The organism is Curtobacterium sp. 22159 (genome assembly GCF_052045775.1).
In the GTDB taxonomy this organism is placed as follows: Bacteria; Actinomycetota; Actinomycetes; order Actinomycetales; family Microbacteriaceae; genus Curtobacterium.
In genome coordinates this window covers 80759-94827 of record NZ_JBQEPN010000011.1, presented here as the reverse complement: position 1 = coordinate 94827, position 14069 = coordinate 80759, and the positions used below count along the sequence as shown (strand labels likewise).

The following is a 14069-nucleotide window of genomic DNA, read 5'->3' as shown; positions in this document are numbered from 1 at the left end:
GGGCAGGCATGTACTGCACGAAAGGGGACATCTGATGGCAGCCATGAAGCCGAGGACCGGTGACGGGCCGATGGAGGCTGTTAAGGAGGGTCGACTCATCATCGTGCGGGTTCCGCTCGAAGGTGGAGGCCGCCTGGTCGTCTCGGTCAACGACGCCGAGGCCAAGGAACTCCACGACGCACTCGCTGAGGTCGTCTCGGCCTAGTACGTCGACGCACCGAACGGCAGGGCCCGGAGCGCGTACGCTCCGGGCCCTGCCGCGTCCCGGCACCGCGCATGTCGGTGCACCCGGGCAGGATGGGCGCGTGCCACGGACCCGCCTGCCGATCCGCCGCGTCGAGGAGTACGCGCCGGACCCACTCGCGCGTGACCGCTGGCCCGCCACGCTCGCCCCGGTGCGCCAGCTGCTCGACGACGGCCTCGACCTCGATCCCGTCACGGTGCTCGTCGGCGACAACGGCGTCGGCAAGAGCACGCTCGTCGAAGCGGTCGCGCTGGCCTTCGGCATGGGGCCCGAGGGCGGCTCGACGATGTCCGGGCACTCCACACGCCCGACGGAGTCGTCGCTGTGGGAGCACCTCGTCCTCGTGCGCGACGCCGGTGCCGCCCGGAGCGGGTTCTTCCTGCGCGCGGAGACCATGCACGGCCTGTTCACGTTCCTGGAACAGCACCCGGGCGCCCGTCCCGAGCCGGTCTTCCACGAGCGCAGTCACGGCGAGTCCTTCCTCGACTTCGTGATCGACCGGTCGCAGTGGCCCGGGCTCTGGATCCTCGACGAGCCCGAGTCCGCGCTGTCGTTCTCCGGCTGCCTGGCGCTCATCGGGTTGCTGCAGTCGATCGTCGAGAGCGGCGTCGGCCAGGTCCTGCTGTCGACGCACTCACCCGTGCTCGCCGCGTTCCCCGGTGCCACGGTCCACGAGCTGGGGGAGTGGGGCCTCCGCCGGACGTCGTGGGGAGACCTCGACATGGTGCGCAACCAGCGCGCGTTCCTCGACGCTCCGGAGCGCTACCTCCGGCACCTCGGCTGAACGGTGCGCGCTACGCGGAGACCTTCGTCATCTGCAGCAGGCCGTCGCCGGCCGGCGAGAGTGCGCTGATGACCGCTCCGGACGTCGAGACCTCGGTGAGCAGGAGCCGGAAGTCCGTGGTCGCACGGTCCCGCTTCACGGGGTCGGCCACCCGCCCGCGCCAGAGCGCGTGCGGCACGAGGACGGTCCCGCCGAGGCGCGCGAGCCGCAGGCCGTGCTCGACGTACTCGATGACGTGCTCGGGGTCGGCGTCGACGAGGACGACGTCGTACGAGGCTTCGTTCATCCGGGGCAGGACCTGGTTCGCCCGGCCGGGGATCAGTCGGATGCGTGCGGGCGCCGTGCCCGCCGCGATGTACGCGTCACGGGCGTACTGCTGGTGGTCGACCTCGACGTCGATCGTCGTCAGGGTCGCCGTCGGGGCGCCGCCGAGCAGGTACAGGCCGGAGACCCCGAGCCCGGTGCCGATCTCGATGATGCTCGTCGCGCGCGAGGCTGCGGCGACGACGCCGATCTGTGCGCCGATGGCGGGCGAGATCGCTTCGACCCCGAGTTCGAGGGAGTGCTCCCGCGCTCGGGCGATCACCTCGGACTCCGAGACGATGTCCTCGGCGAACTTCCAGTTCGACTCTTTCTCTGACACGCACACTCCGTTCGGGTGACAACTCTACGGGTGCGGCGCGGTGCGGACGGGTTACGCTCGTACCGTGTTCGACGGCTTCGAGAAGTTCCTGGTGATCGGGATCATCGGTGTCCTCCTGCTCGGACCGCAGCGTCTCCCGATGTACGCCCAGAAGCTCGCCGAGTTCGTCAAGGCCGTCCGTCGCTTCGCCGACACCGCGAAGGACCGGATGCGTGAGGAGATGGGACCGGAGTTCGACGAGGTCGACTGGCAGAAGCTCGACCCCCGCCAGTACGACCCGCGTCGGATCATCCGTGACGCCCTGCTCGACTCCGGCGGCAGCGCGGCCGCCGTGCAGACGGCGCAGGTGACCGCGTCGAAGGTGCGGGCGACAGCACCCGTCGTGCCGCTCGCCGCCGGCGAGGCCGCTCCCTTCGACACCGAGGCGACCTGACGACCGGCGCGTGACCAGCCGACGGACGGGAGGCACGGTGCCAGCCGGCACCGTGCCTCCCGTCCGTCACGTGGTGGCGACTACTTCAGGTCCGCGATGAACCGGTCCGTCCAGGCGAGCGCCGGCGCGCTCGGCACCGAGCTGCACGTGGACGACGCCGTCGTCGAGGCGCACGGGGTGTCCCGGTCGAGCGACCAGAAGTGGACGCCGGCGAGGCCGTTCGCCTTCGCGTAGGCGGACAGCGTGTCGACGTCCGCGAGCGTGAACACCTCGTCCGAGGCGTCGTTCACGCCGATCATCGGGGTGACCTCGATCTTCGACGGGGCGATCCCGTAGGTGTGCTCGAGGTTGGTCACGGCCTGGATCGACGACTGCCCCATCTCGCAGGTCGAGCCGGAGAGGACGCAGTTCGCCGCGCTCGCACGACCGAAGTCCATCGTCATGAGGTTGACCGTGTAGTGCGTCAGGCTGGAGGCCTTGATCGCCTTGACCACCGCGTCACCCGTGCTGTTGAGGCCGCCGTAGCTCCCGTCGCTGGCGGCCAGGGTCGCCAGCGTGAACGAGAACCGCATGCCCGGGTACTTCGCCTGGGCGAGCGCCGCCGCGTTCACGAGGTTCTGCACGTCGGCAGCGGACTGGCCGCTCTCGATGTCGAAGTCGACGCCGATCATGTGCGGGGTCGCGTAGCGGGCGATGAAGGACTGCAACGCCGTCCCGGAGCACGTGAAGGAGCCCGCGGCGCCGCCGGTGCTGACGATGTAGTTCACGCCGGCCGCGTCGAGCTTCGGGATGTTGGCGCTCGCGAACGCGTCCGCGGCGACTCCGCCCCAGTTCTCGCTGCCGCAGGTGCCGGTGGCGAAGGCGAGCGTGATGGCCTTGAGTCCGGGTTCGCGGGTGGACACGAGGCTGTTGCTCGCGCCTACCACCGGGATCCGCGACCCGGTCACCGCGGTGTTCATCACGTTCGTGTTCCAGTCGAGGTTCACGGTGACGTCCTTGTACGGGCTGAACACGAGGCCGCTCGCGGTGCCGCCGCTGCCGCCCGTTCCGGTGCCCGGGTTCGTCGTCCCGCCGCCGGGCGGGGTCGTCGTGCCGCCGCCGGATCCGGTGCAGGCGCCCGTCGAGGTCCACGGTTGTCCGCTGCCGGTGGCGCCGGAGTGGGTCGCGGGGTCGTCGCCCTGCGTCCACCAGTTGGCGGTGTAGTTCGTGCCGTTCTCGCTGACCGTGGCTCCGCCCGTGTAGGCGGTGCCCGCGTTCCAGGCGGTCGCACACGACGGTGTCGCGGCGAGTGCTGGTGCCGCGGCGAGCGATCCCCCTGCGATCGCTGCCGCGACGGCGGCCACGAGGCCGATCCGCACCCTGATCTGGTTCTTCACACGGTTCTCCTGTCCTCGGCCGGACGTCGTCGTCCGACGGGTGGGACTCCCGCGACCTGATTTCGCAGGAGCATTGTGGAATACCCCTGCATATTGCTCTCGGGTGGAACGACCTGTCCATGAAAGGACGTACAGGATGCGCGTCATGGCTCTGGGATCAGTCCTTCGTGGCGATGATCGTGAAGGTCGTCGGCAGGCGCTCCCGGTCGGCCTCCGGCCACGCCCACGAGCCGTCGCCCGTGTCGACCATCCGCGGGCTGAACCGCCACGGCAGGGTCCGGCCCTCGTCGAGCCGGCGGAGTCGGAGTCCGGCCCCGAGCAGGGCGTTCACGACCTCGGAGAGCGGGTGCGGCCACTCGAAGGTGCGGCTGTTCGCGACCGTGCCGTCGCCGGCGTAGGTCCCGGCGTCGTCCCACTGCTGCGCCGTCCCGTCCGGGAAGTACCGGTGGCGGGTGACGAGCTCGTCGGCGGACTCGTCGAGGGCGTACAGCGCGGGGTGGCCGTCGCGGATGAAGAACACGCCTCCCGGCCGGAGCAGCGCGGTGATCTGCGCCGCCCACCGGTCGAGGTCGTCGAGCCAGCAGATCGTGCCGATGCTCGTGTAGACGACGTCGAAGTCGCCGACGACCGCGGCCCGGGCGTCGAGGACGTCGCTCTCGACCCATGTGACGTCGAGGCCGAGTCGCTCCGACAGCCGGGCGGCCGAGGCGAGCGCGGCGGGGGAGAAGTCGACGCCCGTGACCCGCGCGCCCTCCCGTGCGAGCGACACCGTGTCCGTGCCGATGTGGCACTGCAGGTGGCACACGTCGAGGCCGGCCAGGGAACCCTCGGGCAACCACGGCGCGAGGACGGGCAGGTCGTCGCGGACCACGGTGGAGCGGTGGTCGGGGTCGGACAGTGCGTCGACCTCGTACGCGCCCTCGTGGATGGGGACCCGGTCGTCCCAGTTGGCGCGGTTCGTGTCGCGGGCGTGCTCCCAGTCGACGCTGACGTGGTCGGTGCTCATGCGACCGAGCCTAGGACAGCGTCAGGCCGAGCTTCCGTCCTGCAAGGCCGCGCCCCATCGTCGTGATCCGGTCCGCGACGGCCGTCAGGGCGACCGCGGCGGGGTCGTCCGGCACGCCGAGGACCACGGGGACGCCGGCGTCGCCGCCCTCGCGCAGCGGCACCGAGAGCGGCACGCTCCCGAGCACCGGGACGGGGACGTCCTGGTCGCGGGAGAGCCGACGCGCGGTCTCGGCGCCGCCGCCCTCGCCGAACAGGTGCAGGACGGACCCGTCGGCCTGGACCAGCCCCGCCATGTTCTCGACGACGCCGATCACCCGCTGCCCGGTCTGGCGAGCGACGATCCCGCTGCGTTCGGCCACGTCGGCCGCGGCCGCCTGGGGCGTGGTCACGACGAGCACCTCGGCGTGCGGGAGCAGCTGGCCGACCGAGATGGCCACGTCCCCGGTGCCCGGCGGGAGGTCGAGGAGCAGGACGTCGAGGTCGCCGAACCACACGTCGGAGAGGAACTGGTTCACCGTCCGGTGCAGCATCGGTCCGCGCCAGGACACCGCCGTCGAGACGTCGTCGACGAACATGCCGATCGACACGACCTTCACGTCGTGGGCGACCGGCGGCAGGATCATGCTGTCGACACGGGTCGGCCTGGGTGCGACGCCGTGCTCGTCGGTGAGGCCCATCAGCCCCGGGACGCTGAAGCCGTGCACGTCGACGTCCACGACGCCCACGCGCTGCCCACGGGCGGCGAGCGCGACGGCGAGGTTGACCGTGACGGTCGACTTGCCGACCCCGCCCTTCCCGCTCGTCACCGCGATGACCCGGGTCAGGGAGTCCGGCGTGAACTGCACGCCGCGCGGACGGCCGGCGCGGAGGCGTTCGGTGAGGGCGGCGCGGGTGGCGGGGGACATCACCGACACGTCGACGTCCACCGCCGTCACGCCGTCGACCGACGCGGCGGCCGCGCGGACGTCGCGCTCGATCGTGTCGGCGGCCGGGCACCCCACGATCGTGAGCTGCAGGTCGACCCGCACCGCGCCTCCCGGCTGCACGTCCACCCCGCGGATCATGTCGAGCTCCGTGACCGGACGGCGGATCTCGGGGTCGATCACCCGGCCGAGCGCAGCGAGGACCGCGGATCCGAGCAGCTCGTCGCGGTCCTCAGCCACGGGTGGCGGTGCCGGGCTCGTCCGCGAAGCCCGCGTCGTCGGCTTCGCGGCGGTCGAGCTCCTCGAGCAGCGCACGGATCTCGGCGCGGATGAAGTCCTTCGACGCCATGTCCCGCATCGCCAGGCGGAGTGCGACCACCTCACGCGCGAGGTACTCGGTGTCCGCCAGGTTGCGCTCGGCGCGCTGCCGGTCCTGCTCGAACTGCACGCGGTCACGGTCGTCCTGCCGGTTCTGCGCGAGCAGGATGAGCGGTGCCGCGTACGACGCCTGCAGCGACAGCACGAGGGTGAGCGCCGTGAAGCCGATCGACGCGGAGTCGAACTGCCACGCCTTCGGAGCGAGCGTGTTGTAGCCCATCCAGACGAGGCAGAACAGGGTCAGTCCGACGAGGAACCACGGCGTGCCCATCGCACGCGCGATCCCCTCGGTCGCGCGGCCGAAGGCGTCACCACGGCCGGATCGGCGGCGGGTCGGGAGGACCCTCGTCCGCATGCCCTTCGGCGAGTCGAGGCGTTCCTGGCGGTTCTCATCCGTTCGGGCCACGGGTGGTCCTCCTTCCCGTCGTCACGGGCGTCTTGCGCGGGCGTTGGCGTGGAAGCGGTGAGGGTTCCCCCTCGCCCTGACTTCGCCAGTCGTCCGGCAGGACGTGGTCGAGGACATCGTCGATCGTCACCACCCCGACGAGTCGGTGGGCGTCGTCGACCACGGGCACGGACAGCAGGTTGTAGGTCGCCATGATGCGGGTCACCTCGGCGGCGCTCGCATCGACCCGGACCGGTTCGGTCTGCTGGTCGATGAGCGTGCCGAGCCGCTCGTTCGGCGGGTACCGCAGCATGCGCTGGAAGTGCACGAGACCGAGGAAGCGTCCGGTCGGCGGCTCGTACGGCGGCAGGGTGACGCACACCGCTGCGCCGAGCACCGGGGCGAGCTCGTGGCGGCGGACCAGGGCGAGGCCCTCGGCCACCGTCGCGTCCGCCGAGACGATCACCGGCTCGGTCGTCATGAGACCGCCGGCCGTGTCCGGCTCGTACTCGAGGAGCATGCGCACGTCCTGCGCTTCCTCGGGCTCCATGAGCTCGAGGAGCGCCTCGCTCCGCTCGTCGGAGAACTGCGCGAGGACGTCGGCAGCGTCGTCGGGCTGCATGTGGTCGAGGACGTCGGCGGCCCGGGCGTCCTCGAGCCGGGTGAGGATCTCGATGCGCTCCTGGTCGGGCATCTCCTCGAGCACGTCGGCGAGACGGTCGTCGGGGAGTTCCTCGGCGACCTCGAACCGGCGTTCCTCGGGCAGGTCGAGCAGCGTCGACGCGAGGTCTGCCGGCAGCAGGTCGGAGTACGCGGCGATGACGTGCTCGGCGGACTGTGCCTCGCCCGGGAGCTCGTCCTCCGTCACCTCGTTCCAGGTCGCGAACGTCGTCGGGCCCTTCCCGAACGGGGACGGCGTCGTCTTCGGCTTGCGGAGGAAGAGCTGCGACACCTCCCAATCGCCCTGACCGCGGTCCTCGATCGCGACGTCCTCGATCGACGCTCGGATGCGTTCCTTCTTGATGAGGACCTTGCGGCCGAGCATCTCGGCGATCACCCGGACCTCGCCGCCGCGCTGCTCGAAGCGGCGCATGTTCACCAGGCCGGTCGTGATGACCTGCCCGGCTCCGATCGACGTGATGCGGCCGATGCTCACGAAGATGCGGCGTTTGCCCGGCACCTCGACGATGAGACCCACCACGCGCGGCGCATCGACCCGCCGGTACACGACGAGCACGTCCCGCACCCTGCCGACACGGTCGCCCGCGGGGTCGAAGACGGAGCACCCGGCGAGGCGGGCGACGAAGACCTTCGTGGCGCTCACCCGACCCAGCGTAGTCGCTGTGCACCAGCCGCCTCTCCGTTCGCGCACGTGCGATCGCAAGGTGTCGGGTGAATGATGGCTGAGTGAGCAATCAGAGCCCGTTCGCCGGCCGGACCGCCCAGGCCTTCCCGACGCTGCCCAAGGGCGACGTCCTCGGCACGTACGACAGCTACCCCGACGCCCAGCGCGTGGTGGCCAAGCTCGCCGAGGCCGACTTCCCCGTCAACCAGCTCTCGATCGTCGGCAACGACCTCAAGACCGTCGAGCGGGTCACCGGCAAGATGACCTACGGCCGTGCCGCGATCGCGGGTGCGCTGTCCGGGCTCTGGCTCGGCATCTTCTTCGGCATCGTGCTCACGCTGTTCTCGCCGAGCGCCGGCGGGCTCATCCTCGCCGCCGCCATCATCGGCGCCACGTTCGGCATGCTCTACGGCATCGTGTCGTTCGCGATCACGAAGCGCCAGCGGGACTTCACGAGCGTGCACCAGGTGCTCGCCACGAACTACCAGATCGTGGTCGACCCGCAGCTGACCGGGCAGGCGCGACGCATCCTCGGCGAGGCCGGGGTCGCGCCCGCCACGCACTGGAACCCGGGCACGCCCGGCGCTCCCGGTGCCGCCGGTCCGGGGCTGCACGGGCAGCAGCCGTGGCGGCCGGGCCCGCAGGGCGGCGCGGGTGGCGGCAGCGGGGTCGGTGGCGGTGTCGGTGGTCCGGCGCCGTACGGCGGGCAGGCCACGCCGCACCAGCAGCCTGGAGGCGCGCAGCAGCCCGGTGGGCCGGCCGCGGGCGGGCAGGCGGAGCGACCGCGCTACGGCACGAACGAAGGGCCGCGGTACAGGGAGAACCCGACGGGGGCGCCCGGGCAGGGGGCGGGTGCGCAGGCTCCGGGGACGCCTGGGTCGGGTACGCAGGGTTCGGGGACGCAGGGGTCGCCTGCGTCACAGCCCCGGCCCGAGGACCCGCCGCGCTACGGCGAGCGGGTCACCGGCGGGACGCCCACGTCGGCGCCGTCGTCACCGCAGGGGTCCGCGCCCGAGCGCCCGGAGGACGGCGAGACCCGCTGAGGTCAGAGGACCTTGGAGTAGCAGATCGACAGGGGAGCGCCGACGTACGGCCCGAAGTTCGCGATGCGCGAGAACCCCTCGCGCTCGTAGAACCCGATCGCACGCTTCTGCTCCGTCCCGGTCTCGAGCACGAGCGCCGGTGAGCCGAGGTCGAGCGCGGCTTCCTCCAGCCGTCGCAACAGCGCCGCCGAGACCCCACTGCCGCGGGACTCGGGCCGCACGTACATCCGCTTGATCTCCGTGATGCCGTCGTCGACCACGCGCAGCCCACCGCAGCCGAGCGGTGTGCCCGCCTCGTCACGCGCGACGAAGAAGACCGCGATCGACTCCGCCGTGGGCTTCTCGCCGGGCTCGGTGTCGCCGCCGTAGGCGCGGTCGATCTCGAGACGCTGGGCGGCTCGGAGCCGCTGTGCGTCCGGGGAGTCGAAGTGCTCGACATCGATCGAGAACGTGCTCTCGCTGGGGGCTGCGGGCGTGCTGGGGGAGACCTCGGGCGTCGTCACCCGCTCAGGCTAGCGGCCGGAGCGGGCGATCCACCCCTCCACTTCCGAGGGGGTCCGGGGGATCCCGACGGACAGGTTCTCGGCGCCGTCCTCGGTCACGAGGATGTCGTCCTCGATGCGCACGCCGATGCCGCGGAACTCCTCGGGGACGGTCAGGTCGTCCTGCTGGAAGTAGAGCCCGGGCTCGATCGTGAAGACCATCCCGGGCTGCACGATGCCGTCGATGTACATCTCACGCCGGGCCTTCGCGCAGTCGTGGACGTCGAGCCCGAGGTGGTGGCTCGTGCCGTGCACCATGTAGCGGCGGTGGAACTGGTTGTCCTGCTGGAGGGATTCCTCGGCGGTGCCGGGCAGGAACCCCCACTCGGCGGTCTTGCGCGCGATGACCTCCATCGCGGTGGCGTGCACCTGGCGGAAGGTGATGCCCGGCTTGACGATCGCGAACGCAGCGTCGGCCGCTTCGAGCACGGCTTCGTAGACGAGGCGCTGCACGTCGGAGAACCGGCCGCTCACCGGCAGCGTGCGCGTGATGTCCGCCGTGTAGAAGGAGTCGACCTCGACACCGGCGTCGATGAGGATGAGGTCACCGGGCTGCACGGCGCCGTCGTTCCGGGTCCAGTGCAGGATGCAGGCGTGGTGCCCCGAGGCGGCGATCGTGTCGTAGCCCACCGTGTTGCCGTCGGCACGCGCGCGACGGTTGAAGGTCCCCTCGACGATGCGCTCCCCGCGGGGGTGGGCGAGCACCTGGTCGAAGTCGGCGATGACGTCGTCGAAGCCGGCCTTCGTCGCGGCCACCGCCTCGCGGAGCTCGTGCACCTCGTACGCGTCCTTGACGAGGCGCAGCTCGGAGAGGTCGCGTGCCAGGACGTCGTCGGTCGCGGGCACGCCGTCGGTCTCGGGGGCCCCGCCGACGGCGCTGCCCAGGCGGTCGTCGAGGAGGCGCGTGAGGTCGGTGTCGGCGTCACGCACGACGAGCACCGACGCGTCGAACCCGGCGCTGACCGAGTCGAACGCCCCGAGGTCGGCCGTCGCGAGCCCGAGGTCGGCGGCGACCTCGTCGAGGGAGGGGCGCGGGCCGACCCAGAACTCACCGATCTCCGGGTTGGCGTAGAACTCCTCGGAGTCGCGGCCGGCGGTCGCGCGGAAGTAGAGCGTGGCGTCGTGCCCGGAGCCGTTCGGCGTCATGACGAGCACGGAGCCGACGACGGTGTCGGTGCCCCAGCCGGTCAGGTGCGCGAACGCGGAGTGCGGGCGGAAGGGGTAGTCGCAGTCGTTCGACCGGACCTTCGCCTGCCCCGCGGGCACGACGATCGTCCGGCCCGGGTGCAGCTCGGAGATGCGGGCCCGACGCTCCGCTGCGAACGCTGCCTGCTCGCGCGGGGCGGGCAGGGGGCGGTCACGATCGGCCCACTGGGAACCGATGTAGTCCTTGAAGGTCGACGACCCGGGAGTCGTCGATCGGTTGCTCGTCGCGCGGGGAGTGGTGTCGGACATGCACCCATCATCGCACCGCGCGGGTCCGCCGGCCTGTGCGCCCACTCACCTGTGGATAGCATTGACGTCGTGCCCGATCCGTTCATCGACCTGCACGCGCACTCGAGCGTCTCCGACGGCACCGAGCGCCCCGCGGACCTCGTCCGGGCGGCTGCCGCTGCCGGACTCGACGGCGTCGCCCTGACGGACCACGACACCACCGCGGGCTGGGCCGAGGCCACCGCGACCGCACGTGACCTCCCCCTCACGCTCCTCCCGGGCCTCGAGCTGAGCACCCGGGTCGGCCACCGCAGCGTCCACGTGCTCGGCTACCTCGTCGACCCCGACGACCCCGGTCTCGTCGCCGAGACCACCCGCATCCGCGACGGACGGCTGTCCCGGGCGCGCCGCATGGTGGAGCGCATCGGACGCGACCACCCGATCACCTGGGACGACGTCCTCGCACAGTCGAGCGACGGCGCGACGATCGGACGCCCGCACATCGCCGACGCGCTGGTCGCCCGCGGGCTCGAGTCCGACCGCAGTGCGGCGTTCCGCGGGATCCTGCACCCGGCGTCGGGTTACTACGAACCGCACGAAGCGCCGTCGCCCCTGCGCGGGGTCGAACTCATCCGGCAGGCCGGCGGCGTGCCCGTCATCGCGCACCCGGCGGCGTCCTCGCGCGGCATCGTGATCGACGAGCCGATGCTCCGCGAACTCGTCGACGCCGGGCTCGGCGGGCTCGAGGTCGACCACCGCGAGAACCTCGCGCACGGCAAGCGCACCCTGCTCGACTGGGCGGTGCGGTACGGCCTGTTCGTCACCGGGTCGAGCGACTACCACGGCACCGGCAAGCCGAACCGGCTCGGGGAGCACCGGACGTCCCTGGCCGCGTTCGACGCGATCCGCTCCGAGGCCACCGGCAGCGTGCCGGTCGTCGGCGCCGGGTCCCGCCTGGCCTGACCGGGCGCCGGCCCCCGAGACTCGGGCTGGGCTCCGCGAGACTCGGGCTGCGCGACCGGACTCGGGCTCGGCAGCGCGAGGAACGTCGCCCACGTCGAGTCTCGCGACGCGGCGCCCGAGTCTCGCCGCGCGTCCCGCGAGACTCGGGCTGGGCGACCGGACTCGTGCTCGGCAGCGCGAGGAACGTCGCTCAGCCCGAGTCTCGGCAGTCGGCACGGCGGGCACGGACGACGAAGGGTCCGTCGCGGAACGCGACGGACCCTTCGTCCTGGAGGCGCTACTCGCCGTCCGACGAACCCTGCGGCGCCGAGGCGGTCGCATCGGTCGACCCGCTGCCGCTCCCGCGACGGCGGCGCCGACGGCGGCGCTTCGCGGCACCGTCGGTCGAGCCCTCGGCGCCCGAGGTGCCGGCCGCGCCGTCGGCGGCCGGGGACTGCGCGCCCGATGCCTGAGAGGCGGACTGCTCCGAGCCTCCTGTGCGGGTGCGGGTGCGTGACCGGGAGCCGCTGCTGCGCGGCCGGTCGCTCGTCTTCTTGTCGGCGGGACCACCGGCGGAGGCCGCATGCGCGGAGGCGCCGGGGAGGCGGCCCTTGGTGCCCTTCGGGATGTCGAGGTCCTCGAAGAGGTGCGGCGACGACGAGTAGGTCTCGACCGGCTCGGGGATGCCGAACTGGAGCGCCTTGTCGATCAGCGTCCACTTGTGCAGGTCGTCCCAGTCCACGAACGTGACCGCGATGCCGGTCTTGCCCGCGCGACCGGTGCGGCCCGCGCGGTGCAGGTAGGTGTCCGGGTCGTCCGGGATCGTGTGGTTGATCACGTGCGTGACGTCGTCGACGTCGATGCCCCGGGCCGCGACGTCGGTCGCGATGAGCACGTCGCGCTTGCCGGCCTTGAAGGCGGCCATGGCGCGCTCGCGCTGTTCCTGGTTGAGGTCGCCGTGCACGGCCGCGGCGTTGAACCCGCGGTCCTTCAGCTCCTCGACGAGCTTCGCCGCGGCACGCTTCGTCCGGGTGAAGATGACGGTCTTGCCGCGCCCTTCCGCCTGGAGGATCCGGGCGATGACCTCGTCCTTGTCGAGCGAGTGCGCGCGGTAGATGACGTGCTTGATGTTGGCCTGGGTGAGGCCCTCGTCCGGATCGGTCGCGCGGATGTGGACGGGACGCGTCATGAAGCGACGGGCCAGTGCCACGATCGGTGCGGGCATCGTCGCGGAGAACAGCATCGTGTGCCGCACGGCGGGTACGGCCTGGAAGATCCGCTCGACGTCCGACAGGAAGCCGAGGTCGAGCATGCGGTCGGCCTCGTCGAGCACGACTTCCTGCACGTGCGAGAGGTCGAGCAGGCGCTGCCGCTGCAGGTCGATGAGGCGCCCGGGGGTGCCGACGACGATCTGGGCGCCGGCCTTGAGCTGCTCGATCTGGCCCTCGTACGCCTTGCCGCCGTAGATCGACACGATCGTCGTGGAACGGTTCGAGGTGGCCAGTTCGAGGTCCTCGGTCACCTGCACCGCGAGCTCACGGGTGGGGACGACCACGAGGGCCTTCACGCCGGGCGCGGGGTCGGCGCCGAGGCGCTGGACGAGCGGGAGGCCGAAGCCGAGGGTCTTGCCGGTACCCGTCTTGGCCTGGCCGATGATGTCCTGGCCGGTGAGGGCGAGCGGGATCGTCTGCTGCTGGATCGGGAAGGGCTCGAGGATGCCCTTCGTCGCGAGCGCGTCGACGATGTCCTGCTCGATGGAGAGGTCTGCGAAAGTCAAAGGATCACCTTAGTTCTGGTGGAAGTCCGGACCAGTCTACCGACGGGCCCGGACGGACGGGGCGCGGGGCGGTTCCCGCTATGCTCGTCGGGTGGTGTCGTGGTGGAACCGGAAGCGCGCGGCGCAGCTCGCCGCAGCGTGGCTCGCGTCGCGGAACCCGCGGAACGCGTCGCCCGTCGAACGTCTGCAGCTCGACGACGTCAGCCCCGAGCTCGACGTCTACCTCGGCCAGGCCGCGTACCTCCAGCTGTCGTTCTACGAGACGATGGGCCGCGCCGGGGCCGGTGCCCCCACCCTGTCGGGCCGCCTGGTCACCGGCGTGCTCGCGACGACCGCGCTCGAGCGGCACCGGACCATCGTCGGCGAGATCGAACGCACCGGCGGTGATCCCGCAGCCCTGATGGCGCCCCACCGCGAGGCGATCGACCGCTTCCTCGAGCGCACGAGCGGCGCGGACTGGTACGAGTCGATGCTCACGGGCTACGTCACCGCGGGGATCCTCAACGACCTGTTCGGCAGCCTGCTCCGCTCGCTCCCGGCGGACGTCCGTCAGCGGCTGCGCACGGTGTTCGACTCGCGTGAGGAAGCCGCCGTGGTCGAGGAACTCACCGCCCGCATCGAGGAGGAACCCCGGGTCGGCTCACGGCTCGCGATGTGGGGCCGGCGGCTCGTCGGGGACACCCTGCTCGTCGCGCGTTCTGCGTTGGCGTCCCACGCGCGCGAGGACCAGGAACGGCTCGAGCCGGTCTGGACGGAACTCATCGCCGCGCACACCCGACGCATGGACGCGCTCGGCCTGACGGCCTGACGCT

Annotated in this window: 15 protein-coding genes; 6 read left to right on the top strand and 9 right to left on the bottom strand. The window is 71.7% G+C overall.

Annotation, left to right across the window (positions count from 1 at the left end; genetic code table 11):
* Positions 1-34: 34 nt before the first annotated feature.
* Positions 35-205: a DUF3117 domain-containing protein gene (locus ACTJKO_RS13470; protein WP_017887054.1), complete on the top strand. Its 171-nt coding sequence runs from the start codon at positions 35-37 to the stop codon at positions 203-205.
* Between the two features lie 100 nt (positions 206-305).
* Positions 306-1028, top strand: a complete 723-nt coding sequence (locus ACTJKO_RS13465) for an AAA family ATPase (RefSeq protein ID WP_440689521.1) — start codon at positions 306-308, stop codon at positions 1026-1028.
* A gap of 10 nt (positions 1029-1038) precedes the next feature.
* Here ACTJKO_RS13465 and ACTJKO_RS13460 read toward each other — a convergent pair whose 3' ends face one another.
* Positions 1039-1671, bottom strand: a complete 633-nt coding sequence (locus tag ACTJKO_RS13460; RefSeq protein ID WP_079238436.1) for an O-methyltransferase — start codon at positions 1669-1671, stop codon at positions 1039-1041.
* Positions 1672-1735: 64 nt separating this feature from the next.
* Between ACTJKO_RS13460 and ACTJKO_RS13455 the strand changes: the two genes are divergently transcribed.
* A complete protein-coding gene (locus ACTJKO_RS13455; RefSeq protein WP_440689519.1) occupies positions 1736-2104 on the top strand; it encodes a Sec-independent protein translocase TatB in 369 nt (122 codons plus the stop codon).
* 80 nt (positions 2105-2184) lie between these two features.
* Here ACTJKO_RS13455 and ACTJKO_RS13450 read toward each other — a convergent pair whose 3' ends face one another.
* The 5 genes from ACTJKO_RS13450 to ACTJKO_RS13430 all read right to left on the bottom strand — a co-directional run bounded on the left by ACTJKO_RS13450 (position 2185) and on the right by ACTJKO_RS13430 (position 7498).
* Positions 2185-3480: a carbohydrate-binding protein gene (locus tag ACTJKO_RS13450; protein ID WP_440689517.1), complete on the bottom strand. Its 1296-nt coding sequence runs from the start codon at positions 3478-3480 to the stop codon at positions 2185-2187.
* A gap of 157 nt (positions 3481-3637) precedes the next feature.
* Positions 3638-4486 carry a class I SAM-dependent methyltransferase gene (locus ACTJKO_RS13445; RefSeq protein WP_440689515.1) on the bottom strand — a complete coding sequence of 283 codons (849 nt, stop codon included), beginning with the start codon at positions 4484-4486 and terminating at the stop codon, positions 3638-3640.
* 10 nt (positions 4487-4496) lie between these two features.
* Positions 4497-5651, bottom strand: coding sequence for a P-loop NTPase (locus ACTJKO_RS13440; protein ID WP_440689513.1), 1155 nt, complete (start codon positions 5649-5651; stop codon positions 4497-4499).
* Positions 5644-6144 (bottom strand): DUF1003 domain-containing protein, encoded by a 501-nt coding sequence (locus ACTJKO_RS13435; protein WP_440689656.1) that lies wholly within the window; start codon positions 6142-6144, stop codon positions 5644-5646. The genes ACTJKO_RS13440 and ACTJKO_RS13435 overlap by 8 nt, the downstream gene beginning before the upstream one ends.
* Positions 6145-6178: 34 nt before the next feature.
* Positions 6179-7498: a magnesium transporter MgtE N-terminal domain-containing protein gene (locus ACTJKO_RS13430; RefSeq protein WP_440689511.1), complete on the bottom strand. Its 1320-nt coding sequence runs from the start codon at positions 7496-7498 to the stop codon at positions 6179-6181.
* 83 nt (positions 7499-7581) lie between these two features.
* On the opposite strand from ACTJKO_RS13430, the gene ACTJKO_RS13425 reads away from it, so the two are divergent.
* Positions 7582-8562, top strand: coding sequence for a general stress protein (locus ACTJKO_RS13425; RefSeq protein ID WP_440689509.1), 981 nt, complete (start codon positions 7582-7584; stop codon positions 8560-8562).
* Between the two features lie 2 nt (positions 8563-8564).
* On the opposite strand, the gene ACTJKO_RS13420 is transcribed toward ACTJKO_RS13425, so the two are convergent.
* Positions 8565-9065: a GNAT family N-acetyltransferase gene (locus ACTJKO_RS13420; RefSeq protein WP_440689507.1), complete on the bottom strand. Its 501-nt coding sequence runs from the start codon at positions 9063-9065 to the stop codon at positions 8565-8567.
* A gap of 9 nt (positions 9066-9074) precedes the next feature.
* A complete protein-coding gene (locus ACTJKO_RS13415; protein WP_440689505.1) occupies positions 9075-10559 on the bottom strand; it encodes an aminopeptidase P family protein in 1485 nt (494 codons plus the stop codon).
* Between the two features lie 69 nt (positions 10560-10628).
* Between ACTJKO_RS13415 and ACTJKO_RS13410 the strand changes: the two genes are divergently transcribed.
* Complete coding sequence (locus ACTJKO_RS13410; protein WP_440689503.1) at positions 10629-11501, top strand: PHP domain-containing protein; 873 nt, start codon at positions 10629-10631, stop codon at positions 11499-11501.
* Positions 11502-11778: 277 nt separating this feature from the next.
* On the opposite strand, the gene ACTJKO_RS13405 is transcribed toward ACTJKO_RS13410, so the two are convergent.
* Complete coding sequence (locus tag ACTJKO_RS13405) at positions 11779-13257, bottom strand: DEAD/DEAH box helicase (protein WP_440689501.1); 1479 nt, start codon at positions 13255-13257, stop codon at positions 11779-11781.
* Between the two features lie 91 nt (positions 13258-13348).
* Here ACTJKO_RS13405 and ACTJKO_RS13400 point away from each other — a divergent pair, with 91 nt between their 5' ends.
* Positions 13349-14065: a ferritin-like fold-containing protein gene (locus ACTJKO_RS13400; RefSeq protein ID WP_440689499.1), complete on the top strand. Its 717-nt coding sequence runs from the start codon at positions 13349-13351 to the stop codon at positions 14063-14065.
* Positions 14066-14069: the final 4 nt, after the last annotated feature.

Bases quoted from the DNA above. Each gene is read 5' to 3' on its own strand.
- ACTJKO_RS13445 (WP_440689515.1), bottom strand. From the start codon at position 4,486: ATGAGCACCGACCACGTCAGCGTCGACTGGGAGCACGCCCGCGACACG.
- ACTJKO_RS13415 (WP_440689505.1), bottom strand. From the start codon at position 10,559: ATGTCCGACACCACTCCCCGCGCGACGAGCAACCGATCGACGACTCCC.
- ACTJKO_RS13470 (WP_017887054.1), top strand. From the start codon at position 35: ATGGCAGCCATGAAGCCGAGGACCGGTGACGGGCCGATGGAGGCTGTT.
- ACTJKO_RS13435 (WP_440689656.1), bottom strand. From the start codon at position 6,144: ATGCGGACGAGGGTCCTCCCGACCCGCCGCCGATCCGGCCGTGGTGAC.